17 protein-coding genes are annotated in these 16,488 nt (G+C 48.0%); all 17 read left to right on the forward strand.

All coding sequences use genetic code 11. The features are described from left to right. Positions 1 to 45: 45 nt before the first annotated feature. Positions 46 to 1,251: a methionine adenosyltransferase gene (gene metK, locus QMG93_RS23570; RefSeq protein ID WP_281940837.1), complete on the forward strand. Its 1,206-nt coding sequence runs from the start codon at positions 46 to 48 to the stop codon at positions 1,249 to 1,251. A gap of 158 nt (positions 1,252 to 1,409) precedes the next feature. Then, positions 1,410 to 4,028: a stalk domain-containing protein gene (locus tag QMG93_RS23575; RefSeq protein ID WP_281940839.1), complete on the forward strand. Its 2,619-nt coding sequence runs from the start codon at positions 1,410 to 1,412 to the stop codon at positions 4,026 to 4,028. An 88-nt stretch (positions 4,029 to 4,116) separates the two neighbouring features. Further along, positions 4,117 to 5,271 (forward strand): sensor histidine kinase, encoded by a 1,155-nt coding sequence (locus QMG93_RS23580; RefSeq protein ID WP_063183320.1) that lies wholly within the window; start codon positions 4,117 to 4,119, stop codon positions 5,269 to 5,271. A gap of 5 nt (positions 5,272 to 5,276) precedes the next feature. Beyond that, complete coding sequence (locus tag QMG93_RS23585) at positions 5,277 to 6,002, forward strand: response regulator (protein ID WP_010499452.1); 726 nt, start codon at positions 5,277 to 5,279, stop codon at positions 6,000 to 6,002. 92 nt (positions 6,003 to 6,094) lie between these two features. After that, entirely contained in the window at positions 6,095 to 6,493 is a 399-nt protein-coding gene (locus QMG93_RS23590; protein ID WP_281940842.1) for a hypothetical protein, read from the forward strand. Positions 6,494 to 6,522: 29 nt separating this feature from the next. Beyond that, positions 6,523 to 8,385 (forward strand): DEAD/DEAH box helicase, encoded by a 1,863-nt coding sequence (locus QMG93_RS23595; RefSeq protein WP_281940844.1) that lies wholly within the window; start codon positions 6,523 to 6,525, stop codon positions 8,383 to 8,385. A gap of 16 nt (positions 8,386 to 8,401) precedes the next feature. Continuing rightward, positions 8,402 to 9,181 (forward strand): ComF family protein, encoded by a 780-nt coding sequence (locus QMG93_RS23600; protein WP_281940847.1) that lies wholly within the window; start codon positions 8,402 to 8,404, stop codon positions 9,179 to 9,181. Between the two features lie 110 nt (positions 9,182 to 9,291). Continuing rightward, entirely contained in the window at positions 9,292 to 9,717 is a 426-nt protein-coding gene (locus QMG93_RS23605) for a flagellar protein (RefSeq protein ID WP_281940849.1), read from the forward strand. Between the two features lie 92 nt (positions 9,718 to 9,809). Then, on the forward strand, positions 9,810 to 10,073 hold the full coding sequence (gene flgM / locus QMG93_RS23610) for a flagellar biosynthesis anti-sigma factor FlgM (RefSeq protein WP_216794194.1): 264 nt from the start codon (positions 9,810 to 9,812) through the stop codon (positions 10,071 to 10,073). Positions 10,074 to 10,094: 21 nt separating this feature from the next. Then, on the forward strand, positions 10,095 to 10,598 hold the full coding sequence (locus QMG93_RS23615; protein ID WP_281940851.1) for a flagellar protein FlgN: 504 nt from the start codon (positions 10,095 to 10,097) through the stop codon (positions 10,596 to 10,598). 18 nt (positions 10,599 to 10,616) lie between these two features. Then, positions 10,617 to 12,176 carry a flagellar hook-associated protein FlgK gene (flgK, locus tag QMG93_RS23620; protein ID WP_281940853.1) on the forward strand — a complete coding sequence of 520 codons (1,560 nt, stop codon included), beginning with the start codon at positions 10,617 to 10,619 and terminating at the stop codon, positions 12,174 to 12,176. 27 nt (positions 12,177 to 12,203) lie between these two features. Next, entirely contained in the window at positions 12,204 to 13,091 is an 888-nt protein-coding gene (gene flgL, locus QMG93_RS23625) for a flagellar hook-associated protein FlgL (protein WP_216794196.1), read from the forward strand. Between the two features lie 24 nt (positions 13,092 to 13,115). Beyond that, entirely contained in the window at positions 13,116 to 13,685 is a 570-nt protein-coding gene (locus QMG93_RS23630) for a DUF6470 family protein (protein WP_281940856.1), read from the forward strand. A gap of 60 nt (positions 13,686 to 13,745) precedes the next feature. Beyond that, on the forward strand, positions 13,746 to 14,153 hold the full coding sequence (gene fliW, locus QMG93_RS23635; protein WP_281940857.1) for a flagellar assembly protein FliW: 408 nt from the start codon (positions 13,746 to 13,748) through the stop codon (positions 14,151 to 14,153). Between the two features lie 20 nt (positions 14,154 to 14,173). Then, positions 14,174 to 14,407 carry a carbon storage regulator CsrA gene (gene csrA, locus QMG93_RS23640; protein WP_306665882.1) on the forward strand — a complete coding sequence of 78 codons (234 nt, stop codon included), beginning with the start codon at positions 14,174 to 14,176 and terminating at the stop codon, positions 14,405 to 14,407. A 110-nt stretch (positions 14,408 to 14,517) separates the two neighbouring features. Then, on the forward strand, positions 14,518 to 15,327 hold the full coding sequence (locus QMG93_RS23645) for a flagellin (protein WP_216794203.1): 810 nt from the start codon (positions 14,518 to 14,520) through the stop codon (positions 15,325 to 15,327). A gap of 76 nt (positions 15,328 to 15,403) precedes the next feature. Beyond that, on the forward strand, positions 15,404 to 16,453 hold the full coding sequence (locus QMG93_RS23650; protein ID WP_281940860.1) for a glycosyltransferase: 1,050 nt from the start codon (positions 15,404 to 15,406) through the stop codon (positions 16,451 to 16,453). The last annotated feature ends 35 nt before the right edge of the window (positions 16,454 to 16,488 follow it).

Here is a 16,488-nt window from a genome sequence, read left to right on the forward strand (position 1 = left end):
GACTTCAGCCTTTATCCATAATAAAAGCAGTAGGAGGTTGTTTTCATGTCCAATTCTGTGGGCCGCCGTTTGTTTACCTCGGAGTCTGTAACTGAGGGGCATCCGGATAAAATTTGTGACCAAATTTCCGACTCGGTTCTTGACGCATTTTTGGCGAATGACCCAAATGCTCGCGTAGCTTGTGAAGTTTCCGTAGCTACCGGTTTGGTTCTTGTCATCGGTGAAATTACAAGCCAATCGGAATATGTCGATATTCAATCCATTGCACGTCAGGCCATTAAAGATATCGGCTACACTCGTGCGAAATACGGTTTTGACTCCCAAACTTGCGCCGTGCTGGTTTCTTTGAACGAGCAGTCGCCTGACATTGCCCAAGGCGTTAACAAAGCGCTTGAAGCCCGTGAAGGCCAAATGACGGATGATCAAATCGAAGCCATCGGCGCCGGTGACCAGGGCATGATGTTCGGCTTTGCGGTTAACGAGACACCTGAATTGATGCCGCTGCCGATTTCGCTGTCCCACCAACTGGCACGCCGCTTGTCGGAAGTTCGTAAAAACGGTACGCTTGCTTACCTCCGTCCAGATGGTAAAACGCAAGTAACCGTAGAGTACGAAGGAGCTAAACCGGTTCGTGTCGATACGATCGTTGTTTCTACCCAGCATGCCGAAGAAGTATCGTTGGAGCAGATCCAAGCCGACATTAAAGAACACGTTATCAAGCCGATTGTTCCGGCAGCTTTGATTGACGATAATACCAAATACTTTATCAATCCGACAGGCCGTTTTGTTATCGGTGGACCGCAAGGTGATGCTGGTTTGACCGGCCGTAAAATCATCGTCGATACGTACGGCGGATACGCGCGTCATGGCGGCGGCGCGTTCTCCGGCAAGGATCCGACGAAGGTCGACCGTTCCGGTGCTTACGCGGCTCGTTACGTTGCCAAAAACATCGTAGCTGCAGGTCTTGCCGACAAATGCGAAGTTCAACTCGCTTATGCGATTGGCGTAGCGAAGCCGGTATCGATTTCTGTCGATACGTTCGGGACAGGCAAAGTAAGCGAAGAGAAGCTGGTCGAAATCGTTCGTAAAAACTTTGACCTGCGTCCAGCCGGCATTATTAAAATGCTCGACCTGCGTCGTCCGATCTACAAGCAAACGGCAGCTTACGGTCATTTTGGCCGCACTGACATTGATTTGCCTTGGGAGCGTACGGATAAAGCGGAGCAGCTGAAAGCTGACGCGCAAGCTTAATATTTTTTCCAGATCTGTCTAAGCAAGACGGTCCGTTCTTTTCGCGGATCGTCTTTTTGCATTTTTGTCGATTTTTATAACCTGTGATTATCGTAACTTTTTGGATAGTCATTGAGTCTATATAAAAGGAGAGTGGAAAACGAGAGGAGAACAGAAACGTGATTGTGCAAAAGAAATGGCGAAAATTGTCGGGTGCCGTTTTGGCCGTGTCGTTGCTGCTGTCTACATGGTCGGTACCGTATAGGGCAGAAGCGGCGGATTCGGCTCCGACAGTCGTAAGCCAAGAAATTTTGACAACCGGAGCCGTGTTGAAAAAATATGTATGGCAGTTCACGAGAAGCAAAAAAGACGTCAAAGTCAATGCGAATGTCGTAGAAGTCGATTTGACGAACCCATATGTCAAGCTGGATGTCATGACAGGGACCGAGAACCAGTTTACGCGCAAGCAAAGCGTGCTGGGTATGGCCACGGAAACGAAAGCTGTCGCAGGGGTAAACGGCGACTTTTATAACACCCAGGCGGAAGGTGTCCCGATGGGACCGGAGATTGCCAACGGGCAGTTGATGGCAACGCCGCCGTATTTGCCGGGCTTCTATTCGTTTGCGCTGGACAAGGACAACAAGCCTATTGTGGACCTGTTCACGTTTAAAGGCTCTATTATTGCAAAAGATGGACAGAGCTACGCGCTTGGCGGGATTAACAAGACCTACTATTGGTTCGAGCCCGGCGGCGAGCACAGTCATATCGACGGTTTGTTCATGTATACGAACGCTTGGGGACAAGTGGACCGTTCCAATGACGGCGTGACCGTTCCAACGGAAATTTTGGTGCAGAACGGTATCGTTAAAGAAATTGCAGATAACAGCATTATTAAAATGATTGCTCCGAAAGACGGGTATATTTTGCGCGCATCGGGCAAAGCTGCCGATTTTATCCGAGCACATGTCAAAGTGGGCGATCCGCTGAAGGCAGACTATCAGATCCTGCCTCAGGACCCGAACAAGAAGTATGATGCGAGTACGTTCAAAATGATGATCGGCGGTCACACGATTTTGGTGGATGAAGGCAAGCCATCGGAATTTTCGCGCCCGGTGGACGATCTTTGCTGCACGCGTTCGCGGACGGCGCTCGGCTATTCCAAGGACCAGAAGACAGCCTACGTCATTACAGCGGACTACAGCGGCGACAGCAAAGGCTTATCGATGAAAGAGCTGCAGCAGTTCATGATTCAAGTAGGCGTATGGAAAGGACTTAACCTTGACGGAGGAGGTTCCACACAGATGGTAGCCCGGCCGCTGGGCGAAATGACGCCGGTGCTTGTGAATAAGACCGAAACCGGAATTCAGCGGAAAGTCGTGAACGGGGTAGGGGTATTCTCGACCGCGCCGCAGGGTGAAGTGAAGGAACTGTTTATTCAGGCGCCAAGCGTGCTGTTTGTCGGCGAGCAGGCTCCGCTTCGTTTTAAAGCGTACGACGTCTTTTACAACCCAGTGGTCGACACCGATAAAATTACGGCACAATGGATCGTAGCCGGCAATAAGGGTACGTTCAAAGATAACATATTTACTCCAAACCAACCGGGAATAAGCAAAGTCACGGCGGTATCGGGTCAAGGCACCTCAACGGCGGATGTCGAAGTCGTGGGCCGGAATCAGCTGACCAGCATGAAAATTACGGCTGATAACCTCGCGCTGTCCGAAGGCGAAACGTACAAGCTGCCGGTCGTTGCGACAACGTCGTCTGGCAAGACGAGAGAAATTCCGCCGGAGCTCATTCAATGGGAAGTGCTTGGCATCCAAGGCGAAGTTACGAATGGTGTACTGAAAGTGACAAGCTTAGCAGGAAGCACGGGTGCACAGTTGATCGCACGATACGACGGTTTCAGCACGACGACGAGCATTCCTGTCGGGATTGACAAGGTGTGGTATGATCTGGACAAAGAGTCTGTGATGACGCTGCCGGATGCGAAGCCGCAAGAAGTGGCCGCTTCCGTCTACACCGTTCCTGACGCGAACGGCAACAAATATTTGGAGTTAGTCTACGACTTCACGCAAGGAAAAGGCACCAAATGGGCTTATGCGACGATGGATACCCGCATTCTTATTGAGGGCGAGCCGCAATATATGAAAATGAGAGTCAACGGCGACGAGAGCCTGAACTGGCTGCGTGCGGAGCTGCTTGACAATGCCGGTAAAATTCATTATGTTGATTTCGCAAGAAATATTAACTGGAAAGGCTGGAAGCAAATTACTGCCGATCTGACGGATTTGAAGCTGAGCTATCCGATTCGCGTCAAGAGCATCTATGTTGTAAATGAGGAAATCGGCCAGGACGAACGGGCAGCCAAAGGGAAAATCGGCATCGACGATATTACTTTTACGTACCGCGGCGCGGTGCAGCAGCCATCGAATAATTCCGTCCGGCTGACAGTCAACAAAAAGGCTGTGACGGTTAACGGCAAAGAAATGACGCTGGAACAAGCGCCAGTCATCACAGAGGGTAACACGCTCATCCCGATCCGTTTTGTGACCGATGCTCTGGGTGGAAAGGTGAGCTGGGACGAGAAGGAGCGCAAGGTAACGATCCTTCGCGGCGGTAAAATGATCGATCTGTGGATCGATAACAAAGACCTGATTGTAAACGGGCAGCGGATTACGGCCGAAGTTCCGCCGGTCATTATGAAAGATTTGACGATGGTGCCTCTGCGTATTTTGTCCGAGAACCTGGGCTGGAAAGTGACTTGGGATGGAAAAACCCAGCAAATCACCCTGCAATAATTAGTACTATAAGCTCTCACAATCTTCCGAAAATATGGTACTATATTGCTAGTACGTCCGAGAAAAATGGCGAAGGAGCTTTGTCCGGATGCAAGTCGACGTTTTTGACCGCGTCATCAGAAATGCCATTGATGTCATGGAAAACAGCAAGTACCAAATTTTTGAGATCTGTGAGAGCGTCCGGGCTGAGCGCGAAGCGCTGAACAAGGAATTGCAGTCGGTGATTGAGGAAACGAGCCGAACGATCGATACGGTGGACCGATTCGAGGTGGAGTATCGACGCTCCCGTGTTCGTTTGACCGAAGTGAGCCGCGATTTCAAGCGCTTCAATGAGGAAGATATTCGGGCGGCTTACGAGGCGGCCACCCAACTGCAAGCCCAGCTCGCCATTCACCGGGAAAAAGAACTGCATTTGAAAGCAAGACGGGACGACCTGCAGAAACGGTTGAAAAATGTCGACAAACAGCTGGAGCGGGCAGAGTCTTTAGTCTCTCAATTCAATGTAGTGCTTGAGTACTTATCCGGCGATCTCAATCAAGTGACACGTCTTCTGGAATCGGCCAAAAACCGGCAGCTGCTGGGTCTTAAGATCATTTTGGCGCAGGAAGAGGAACGAAAGAGAATTGCCCGGGAAATTCACGACGGCCTTGCGCAAAACATGGCAAACATGGTCCTTCGCACCGAAATTACCGAACGCATGTTGGCCAAGCAGGCCTATAATGCCGTAAAAGATGAACTGAATGATTTGAAAACGGGTGTCCGGGGCGGGATTGAAGAGGTTCGCAAGATCATTTTCAATCTTCGTCCCATGGCGCTTGACGACCTCGGATTAGTCCCCACTCTGCGTAAGTTTGTGCAGGATTACGAGGAGAGAACGAAGATTCGTACCAAAATCGAACTGGTCGGAAAAGAAGTCCGCCTGCCATCCGGTATGGAAGTCGCGGTATACCGCTTGGTACAGGAAGCGTTCTCTAACGTCCTCAAGCACGCGGAAGCCTCCCATGTCTCACTGGAGCTTACGTTCCAGCAGCAGATGATTAAAATAACCGTATCCGATAATGGCGTTGGTTTCAGCACCGACAATATCGACAAGAAGATTGCACGCGGCAGTCATTACGGCTTAATGGGCATGCGTGAGCGCGTAGAGCTGCTCGAGGGGCGAATGGACATCGAATCGGCGCCAGGGGCGGGAACAAAACTATCCATGGTCATCCCGATCAAGTCAGAATCCAAGGAGGAGTAATCAATATGGACATTATGGGCAGCGCCAAACGCCCGATTAAGCTGGTTTTAGCAGATGATCACCAGCTGTTTCGCGAGGGGGTCAAACGAATTTTAAATATGGAGAGCGACTTGGAAGTCGTCGGCGAATGCGGCGATGGCATTCAGGTACTGGAGCTCTGTAATACCTTGAACCCGGACATCGTCTTGATGGACATTAACATGCCTATAGAGAACGGTGTCGTAGCGACGGAGAAATTAAAGGATATTTTTCCGGACATTAAAGTGATTATTCTTTCGATTCATGACGATGAGAGCTACGTCTTCGAGACACTTCGTAAAGGGGCTTCCGGTTATCTGTTAAAAGACATGGAAGCGGAATCTTTAATTAACGCGATTCGTTCGGTCGTGGCCGGACATGCCTACATTCATCCGAAAGTGACTGGAAAGCTCATCAACCAGCTTCGTCGTATGACATATTTGGACGAGCAGGGCGTAGCCGGTTCCGGCGCGGCGTCGAAAGAAGCAGGCGTGAAATACGTGCATATGGACAATAGCCCGCTGACCCGCCGGGAAGCGGAAGTGCTTCGCTTAATGGCCGAAGGCAAAAGCAACAAAATGATCGGCGAGTTTCTGTATATTAGTGAGAAAACGGTTAAAAATCATGTCAGCAGCATTTTGCAGAAGATGGAAGTTGACGACCGGACACAAGCGGTTATTATCGCGATTAAAAATGGCTGGGTGACACTGTAAGCGGTTCGCAATAGCTGCTGTCCTTTCTTCAAGCATGGCAGGAACCATCTCCCTTCAATTGGCATATACTGCTCTTAAGGGAGGGAGCCGCTATGATGTTAGGCTTGGCTTGGATAATCGGTTGCTACGCCGCAGGGGTCGCCATCATCCATTGGCTCCATTGGCAGTGGAGGCGATACGGAAAGTCCCGAACAACGCATTATGTGCTGCAAACCTACAATAATCAGCTGCAGGTGGAGTGGTATCTTCGCTCGCTGTATTTTTTTTCTTGGATGAAGGGCAAGGCGATATCGGTGACGCTGGCGGATGAAGGTTCGACGGACGATACGCTTGCGATTGCCCGAAGGTTAAGTCTGGAGCATCAGTTGAGCATCTGTACAATTGCGGAACGGAACTTGGAGGAATGGGTCCTGAAGCATGCAGATGAACAGGTGGTTGTGGTCCGGCTTAACCAAAACGAAGGTTTAGAAACCGCTTTCAAGTACATGTAAGCATAAAAATAATTCGAACCAGGTGATTCATGAAAGCTTTCGTATATGCCGCAATGACAGCAGAAGGATGTTCCTGGCACGTTTCCTTGGATATGCGGGCCGACCGGGATTACTGGACGGATCAAGCCAGTGGCCGCTTCAAGCTGCGTGTGCTGGAACCCGCCTTATCGTTCGGACAAGCCTGTGAAATTAAGCGCAAGCTGAAAGCATCCTCGTCCTCGTCAGATATGCTGGAAAGCTTACGAACAGCAGCACGTGAGATTGGCCTTCATCCGGAGGCCGTAGCAGATTGGAAGCTGTGGGAGTGGGCCGGAACGGCGGAGGGGCTGTCCGACGAGGCCAGACACTTCGTGAATTGGACGATCAATGCCATGTGCCTATCCTTGAAAGGCCGGTACTTGCTTATGGAAGAGTTTATGGGCCTAATGCAGCATGAAGGAAGTCAAGTCGTTGCCGAATCGCCGGCATACTTTCTACAGCTCGCTTGGATTCAGGGCAGAGTTGAACTGGAAGCCGGGGTGGAATTAGATCGAAGCGAAGGCAGGCGGTGGTCCTTGCTGCCCCAGGCATTGAAAGGGAAGTGCAAGCGCTGCGGAAGCCAAGGAATGTTCGGAGGACAGGCGGGCATTGAGGCATCGCCGGTTCGTTGGACACATTGTGCAGATTGCGGCGGACCATGCGCTTATTGCGAAGCCTGTTTGACCATGGGAAGGTCGCGGTATTGTACCCCGATCGTTCTGGTGATCGGCAGTCCTGACATGAATAGTGGGTCGCCGGCGGATGAAGACATGGAGATTTACTTGCAATCGTGGGGGCTTAGTGACGTGCAGGCGGAAGCGTCGGGTTCGGCGTTGCAATTTTTGAAAGCAAATAAGTCCCTTTCAAGGGAAAAAGCACAGGGCCCTCATGCGCCGCGCTTTCTAATTTGGGCAGTAACGGGCGCCGGGAAGACGGAAATGATTTTTCCGATGGTTCAATATACGTTGGCTAAGGGAGGCCGGGTCGCCATTGCTACTCCGCGCCGCGATGTTGTCTTGGAGCTGAAGCCAAGGCTGGAGAAAGCTTTTCCACATACGAAGGTTGTCACGTTATATGGTGGTAGCGAGCAGAGGTGGGAGCAGGGGGAGTTAACCTTAGCAACGACGCATCAGTTGATGCGATTTCGGCAAGCGTTTGATCTGGTCATTGTCGACGAAATCGACGCGTATCCGTACCATAACAATCCGATGCTGCTCTATGCTGCCGAACAGGTATGCGCTTTAGGTGGAGCATATATTTTGCTTTCAGCGACGCCGCCAGAAGAGCTGCAACGGGCTGTAAAGCGCAATCGGCTGCCGCATGCCCGAGTAGCGGCAAGATATCATCGTCACCCGCTGCCTGAGCCATCGCTTCTTGCGTGCCCGCCTTTGCGGCAAATACTGGCCCAGAACGGGCTGAACGGCAAGCTTAAGGGGCACCTATCCTCCTCGTTGGAGAGAGGAGCGCAAGTCTTCGTCTTTGTCCCGAAAATCGCCATGGTGGAGCCGTTCGTCGCTTTGCTTCGGCAATCGTTTCCTTCTGTCAACGTTCAAGGCACTTCTTCCAAAGATGCCGACCGCTCACAAAAGGTCACCGATTTTCGCGCAACTTCGATTCGGATGCTGGTCACCACGACCATCTTGGAGCGGGGAGTAACGATTCCGAAATCGGATGTATTTATTATCGATGCCGATTCCCCGGTGTTCGATTCGGCGGCGCTGGTGCAAATGGCGGGACGGGCAGGAAGATCGGCACAGGATCCACGGGGACGCGTATTTTTTGCGGCCAAAGAAAAGACACGCTCACAAGCGCATGCCAAGCGGCAAATTGCTGAAATGAACGTCATCGCACGTAAAAAAGGATATATCGACTGAAAAGGGGGCGCGTACGATGAGCTGGACCGAACAAGCCGGAAGGTGGATGCGTCGGCTTCTGAGCGGGGCAGAATCACTGCTAGCTTCCAAAATGGAGCCTTGCGTCGCCTGCGGCGCGGCGAACGACGGTACCCGCAAGCTGCCGGTTTGCCGGCGCTGCTGGGAAGCGATCCCGTGGATCCACGAAGTCTGCTGCGTCAAGTGCGGTCGTTACGAAGCTTGTCCTGACTGCCCCCGGCGAACCGATACGTACTATGACCAGAACCGCAGCGCTGTTCGTTATGACGAACGAATGAAGGAATGGCTCGGACAATATAAGTACCGGGGTCAAGAGTCGCTGCGCAGCGTACTCGGCCCGATGCTGCTGCACGCCTATCATCTGCATCTGCAAGGACCGTCCGGCGGCGCGAACTTCGGGAAGCCTGCCTCCGAGTTCATCTCTTTTGTGCCCCTGAGTGAGCAGCGATATGCCGAACGCGGCTTCAACCAGGCCGAACAGCTGGCTTCCGAGCTGGGAAGGCTGACGGGCTTGCCTGTTCTTCCGCTGCTGCTGCGAACGAGACATACGGACAAACAAAGCTTCAAAGGAAGAATGGAACGTTTGGACGATCTCCAAGGCGTGTTTGCTCTGGAACCGGGAGCTGCTTCCCAAGTGGCGGCAGCATGCAGACAAGGGCGGGTACGGGTTTATTTGATCGACGACGTGTATACGACCGGAAGCACGCTAAACGAATGCTCAAGAGCAATAAAGACGATCCTTCCTCTGGAGGTGTGCGGCATTAGTTGGGCCAGATAAGTTCGTTTGCGGCAAACGTCCAATTTTCGACAAAAAATGAAGTGCAAACTTCGATCATTTCAGCTATATTAGGAGTAATAGGCCTTGCTCTTGAGAGGAGTAGAATTAATATGAGTCTGAATGTAGCAAACTGCGATCGCTGCGGAAAAATATACATGAAAAACAATTACGGTTTGTGTCCGAACTGCCTTCGGGAAATGGAGAAGCAGTACGAGACGTGTTTAAAATATTTGCGTGAGAACCGTGCTTGCTCGATCCAAGAATTAAGCGATGCGACCGAAGTGCCGGTCAAACAAATCGTGAAGTTTATCCGCGAAGGACGCATTTCAATTAAAAATAATCCGAACATGGCTTACGAATGCGACGTTTGCGGAGCGCAGATTCGCGAACATAACATGTGCGATGCCTGTCGGTCGCGGTTGACGAAGGAAGCGCGAAACATGGCCGAAGACGAACTGCGCAAAAAGCAGCAGACCGAGCAAGAGAAGCATGCCTCGTTTCTTATTAAAGACCGCTTGCAGGATCGAACAAAATAACGAATACATCTAAACTTTTAAAATCCGCCCACCGATAAAAGTAATAACGCTGAATCGGTGGGTTTATTATGTAGTTAATCGAGGTGAGTTTGATGAAAATTAATGGAACGAACCAGGTAGGTGCCGTGAATCAATATAAGAAGAATCAGGAAGCGCAGCAGGCATTTGCCGCAGGGAAGAAGCAAAAGCAAAAAGACCAAGTTGAGATCTCCAGCGAAGCCAAAGAACTTCTAGGAACGGAGGCAGCAGGAGCCAGCCGCGAAAAACTGGAAGAGCTCAAGCAATCCGTAAAATCCGGGACGTATGTTGTCGATGCGCGCAAGCTGGCCGAGAAAATTTTCCCGTTTTTGAAATAACTTTTTTGAAGGTGGAGAGCCATGTCTTTTGAAGCCGTGTTGCAGACCATGTCCGAACTGAACGATATACATCTCACCTTGTTGGAGCTGGCGGAGCAGAAAAAGCATGCGCTTATCCACAATCAAGTGGAGCAGCTGACGCAAATTGTAACGAAAGAAAACAAGCTGCTCAAGCGAATTGGGGAATTGGACCAGCAGCGGGTGGATGCGATCGGTAATTTCTTGATTGAAAAAGGATACAAACCGAATCCGCGGGTGACGGTCAGCGACTTGACCAAGATTATTTTTAATGCCGAGGAGAAGCGAATCTTGGTCGATTCCCAGAAACAGTTGCTGGCTACCATCCGAAAGCTGCGGGAGCACAATCAGTTAAATCAACAGATGATCGAGCAGTCGCTCGCGTTTATTAATTATTCGATAGATATCATTGCAGCTCCTCCAGATAATGATATGTTTTATTCCAAACCAACTCAACAACAGGACCAACACCTTCGTCGAAATACCATGTTTGATACGAGAGCATAGGAAAAGAGGAGTGACGTTATGAGGTCAACTTTCCATGGAATAGAAACGGCCAAGCGGAGCCTGTTTACACAACAAGCGGCATTGCAAACGACGGCTCATAATATCGCGAATGCCAATACGGCGGGATATTCTCGGCAAGTCGTGAATATGGTCGCGTCCCGACCGATCGAAGCGGTAGGCATGTCGCATTCCGCCGTACCGGGCCAGCTTGGTACGGGTGTGGAATTCACATCCATTACAAGAGTAAGGGAAAGGTTTTTGGACGATCAATTCCGAAATGAAAGCAAAGGGTTGGGCACTTGGACCGTTCAAGCGGACACTTTAGAGAAATTGGAAACTATTATGAATGAGCCAAGCAGTACCGGTATTCGCACGGTTATTGACAATTTTTGGAAATCCTGGTCCGACTTAAGCAAAGACCCCGAGAATGTAACCGGACGCAAGATTGTACGCGAGAATGCAATGGCTTTGGCGGATGCATTTAACTATACGAGCAAGCAGCTCAGAGACCTTTCCACGGACTTAACTAATAATGTAGACGTAAAGACCACTCAATTGAACTCGATTACTACGGGTATCGCGAATCTGAACGCGGAGATTTTCAGAATCGAGGGTTTAGGTGACGATGCCAACGATTTACGTGACCAGAGAGATTTATTAGTTGACCAATTATCGCAAATCGTAAACATTACCGTTCAAGATACCGACCAAGGCTATAATATTAACATGGGTACGATAAACTTGGTGAACGGTCAAACGGCAGTTCCTACTTCTGCCGCTGCATTAACGGATGCTTATAACTCCGGTGTTCTTAATAGCGGCGAGGTTCACGGGATGCTTCTTTCCCGTGAAAGATATGTCTCTGATTATCAACGACAATTAGATACGTTGGCTAACACGATAGCTAACGGTGAAATGACAATCACTATCCCTAAAGGTTCCGTATTGCCGGAAGGGACGGTTCTGAACAATATCAAGTATACCGGAGCAAGCCGTACGCTTACTGACGATTTGACAGTTAAGGTAAACGGATTGAACGGTCTTCACAAACTCGGGTACAACTTATCTGATCCGATTCAGGCAGGCGGCGATTTCTTTACAGCAAAAAGCGGCTTTACCACTATAACGGCGGAGAGTTTTCAGCTTAACCCTGTTATTGCAACCAACCCGGATAAAATCGCCACTTCGCTCCGCACAGCAATATCGGGTACTTCGGAAAAGGTTGTTAAAGGAAATAACGGGTTAGCATTGCTCATCTCCCAGATGAAAGATACAAAATTAACATTTGTAAGTAACGGGGCTACAGTAGCCGAAGGAACGGTAGACGACTATTTCAGGTCCACGGTCGGACAGCTCGGCGTTCAGTCTAAAGAAGCGACGAGACAGCTGGAAAACCAGAAAGCATTGGTGGACCAAGTAGACAGCCGCAGACAATCGGTTAGTGGAGTATCTATCGATGAGGAAATGTCCAATATGATCAAATTCCAGCATGCCTATGGCGCGGCTTCCAGAGCAATGACAACGTTCGATGAAATGCTGGATAAAGTGATAAACAGCATGGGTGTTGTGGGTAGATAACAATTTTATCAGTAGGAGGTGCTTTCAATGCCATTAAGAGTCACCCAAGGGATGATGCAGTCCCAGCTTCTGCGCAACCTGTCCAATAATGTGAAAAGAATGAGTAATACAGAAAACGAACTGACCACGGCCAGAAAATTGAACAAGCCGTCGGATGATCCAGTAGGTATTACCTATGCATTGCGTTATAGAAGCGAACTCTCCATTAACGAACAATATCAAAAAAACATTGATTTTGCTAAATCTTCGGTCGATCATACGGATTCGGTTCTTGGTCAAATCAATGACATTATCCAACGGGCAAGCGAATTGACAGTAAAAGGGGTTAGCGGGACAAACCCTCAAGATGCTTTAAACGCTATAGCCAAGGAAATCGGTTCCTTGTTCGATGAAGCTATAACTTTGGGGAATTCCCAAATGAACGGGAAATACATTTTCAACGGCCAGTTTACGGATAAAAAACCGTATACGACAGGGGCTGAATCTACCGATACGGCGCAGATTAAATATGAGTTTTCTGCAGGCGTAGTGATTCCGATTAATATTACCGGCAATGAAGTGTTTGGAGAAGGTGCGGAAACCGATAATTTGTTTACTGTACTGAAGGGTATCCAAAATGCTTTTGTGAATGGAGATCAGGCTACGGCCCGAGATTTCATGGAAAAGCTAAAGGTGCGCCAAGATAAGTTTTCCCAAGTCAGATCGGAAGTGGGAGCTCGAGCGAATCGAATTGATCTTATGGACAATCGTTTGAAGGACCTCGAGATGAATCTGACGAGTATGAGTTCCAAAACGGAAGATGCCGATATGGCGGAAACGATGATTCGAATGCAGCGGGATGAGAACGTGTATCAGGCCTCTCTTTCTTCCGGCGCAAAAATCATTCAGCCCAGCTTGCTTGATTACTTGAGATAAATGCCTTATCCTAGGAGGGATTAGGTGAGATTACTTCGATTATCCATTGAACAAACCTTGGGCCAGATTGGCATGGAGACGAACAATGCGAAGCAGGAAATTGAGCACAATTCTCCAGGTCAGCAAACGATAGAGCAAAAGCCGGCCACGCTTGAGTTTCACAGTCCGCAAGGCGAGCTTCAGATCGATTCGTCGCAAGCTTGGCAGGCCTATGCTAAAGGCGGGCATCAGGCTTGGCTGAATATGATTTATAGCCAGATGGACTCCGTGTTTCTGCAAGGATTGGCCAAAAAAGTCGAAGAAGGTAAGCGAATGGCGCAAATTACAAACCCGTCCAATGCTTTTGCCGATATTGCCAAAGGAGCCTTACAGGATAAACCTGAAATTCAATATGTAGGGCCGGCATCTTTTATGAACGTTAAAATTAACTATACAGCAAATTCTCCACAAATTAATATTCAAGCGAATAAACCGGAAATCAACTATACCGTATCGAAGCCCGAGTTCACTTATACCCCGGGCAAGGTTGATATTTATATGAGGCAAATGCAATCTATTAACATTACGGTAAGCGAGTACGATTGGTATAAGTAAAACAATTAAAGGCTATAGCTATAATGCTATAGCCTTTGCATATTTGAAAGGAGCATTCCTATGTTGGATCAACTGAATGGAAAGGCATTCAATCTGAACGGCAGTATATTAGGTTTCGAGAACTACAATCAATATGATCTGCAGCATATCGAGGGGACGGAATTCGCTTATTTTCAAAGCTTGGACGACGAAAATATTGGATTTGTCGTTGGCGTGCCGTTCGTGCATTTTAAAGATTATACTTTTGAATTATCACAAGATGATATCGATCAGCTTGCGCTTTCGTCAGAAGAAGAAGCATTGGTTCTTTGTATCGTTACCGTCAAAGAGCCGTTTGAGAACTCTACCATGAACTTAATGGCACCAATTATTATTAATATTCAAAGCTTGAACGGACGACAAATTGTGCTGCCTCCCAAATATGAATATGACATCAAAACTCCTCTATTCGATAAATCGAATAAATAGAAAGGCGGTGAATCGCATTGTTGGTCCTATCCCGAAAAAAAGGACAGTCGATTATGATTCATGACAATATTGAAATTGTAATCTCCGCTATCGAAGGGGATCAAGTAAAAATAGGTATTAAGGCCCCCAGTGACATTAAAATATACCGAAAAGAATTAATTGAAGCGATTCAGCAAAGCAATCAGGAAGCCTTGTCGGCAAAACTAGACTTAATCAAGTTAAAGAACATGATGAAATCGGCAGAAAAAAGTTGAAAAAAGCTATTAACATTTGAAGTCTATGTGCCGATATAACTAATTGTAGGGAACAATCCCTATATTCACACGGATGTGAATGAATTCAAAATTCAAGGAGGAACAATCACATGATTATCAACCACAATCTTAACGCAATGAACGCACACCGCAACATGAGCTTGAACAACATCTCCCAAGGCAAATCCAGCGAGAAGTTGTCTTCCGGCTACCGCATCAACCGCGCTGCTGACGATGCTGCAGGTCTTTCTATCTCGGAAAAAATGCGTACGCAGATCAGATCTTTGAACCAAGCGCAAGCCAACTCTCAAGACGGTATCTCCCTTGTACAAACGGCTGAAGGTGCAATGAACGAAGTATCCGACATGCTGTCCCGCATGAAAGAGCTGGCTGTAAAAGCGGCGAACGGTACATACAATGGTTCCGACTTGGCAGCTATCAACCAAGAGTTCAGCTCTTTGAGCTCCGCTATTGATAACATTGCACAAAAAACGAAATTTAACGGTATCGGCGTACTGAACAGCACAGGAAACGTTACTATTCAAATTGGCGATAACGCTGGCGACATTGTAACAGTTTCGCTGCAAGATATCAAAGTTGCAAGTCTTTCCATCAACGGTGCCGATCTCACCAGCATGGCAAACGCAAGTGCAGCACTTGTTAAAATTGACACTGATATCTTGAAAGTAAACAGCGCTCGTTCCGCATTCGGTGCTGTTCAAAACCAATTGGAGCACACTTACAACAACTTGGGAACCACTACCGAGAACCTGCAAGCTGCAGAATCCCGTATCCGCGATACCGATATGGCAAAAGAAATGATGAACTACACGAAGCTCAACATCCTGCAACAAGCTTCCAACTCGATGTTGGCTCAAGCGAACCAAGCACCTCAAGGCGTACTGCAATTGCTTCGTTAATTGTTTTAGATGTAATACAAAGAGCCCATTATGGATTAATGGGCTCTTTGTATTAGTAAATACGGGAGGCTCCTAAATGAAAGTAAGCGTTTGTATGATTGTGAAAAATGAACAGGATTGCATTAAAAACGCTTTGGCCAGCATCCCTCCTTATTATGAGGTCATTGTACTGGATACGGGCTCAACGGATCAAACCATCCAAATTGCTCAGTCCAGCGGGGCAATAGTTAAGAGTTATGCTTGGAACGATAATTTTTCAGATGCAAGAAATTATTGTCACTCGTTTGCTACAGGAGACTATATTTTAGTACTTGACGCAGACGAGACTTTTCCTGTAAATACCAACGAGATCATAAATCAATTTGTTTTACAATACCCGAAAATGTGTGCCTCGGTTTTTATTAAGAATGAGATGGAAGATGAGATCAAGACACATCGCATGGTGCGTTTTTACCCTAACGACGGAATGTACTTGTTTCATGGAATTGTTCATGAGCAAATTTATTATAAGGATGCCCCAGCCGAGTTTAAGCCAATGAATTTGACCGTTACCCACTACGGTTATGAGCAAGATCATTACGATCGGAAGAATAAAATGAGCAGGTATCTGCCTCTATATAAAAAGCATCTGGATGAGAACCCGAATGATGGTTACATGATTTATCAAATGGGAAAGATTTATTTTTCGCAAAACGATTATTCCTCGGCCATCAGGTATTTAATGCAGTCTTTAAATATCGGTGAAGCGGACCGGTTGTATTTTCCGGTAGCATTGGTTATGTTGGGATATGCTTTAAAAGAGACGGGGAGAAGTTCAGAAGCGGAGCAATTGCTAATCAATTTCGAGGGTGATTATCCCGATTTCCCGGACCTTCCCTTTTTGCAAGGCTTGCTCGCGATGGATACGGGAAATGTTCAACGAATTGCTCCTGCTTTTCAAAGAGCTATGGCCATTGGAGAGAGCACAAAGTATACTTCCGTTACCGGTGTAGGCTCATATAAAGCCGCTTATAATCTAGGAGTGTACTATGAAATTATCGGTAATACAGCTAAAGCCAGAGAATACTATTTATCTTCAGCCTCTGAAGGATACAAGCCTGCTACGGAAAGACTAAAATTTTTATAAAACCCTTTATTTTTATTGCCAAAATTACGATAAAT

The sequence above is a fragment of the Paenibacillus tyrphae genome (assembly GCF_027925525.1).
In the GTDB taxonomy this organism is placed as follows: Bacteria; Bacillota; Bacilli; order Paenibacillales; family NBRC-103111; genus Paenibacillus_G; species Paenibacillus_G tyrfis_B.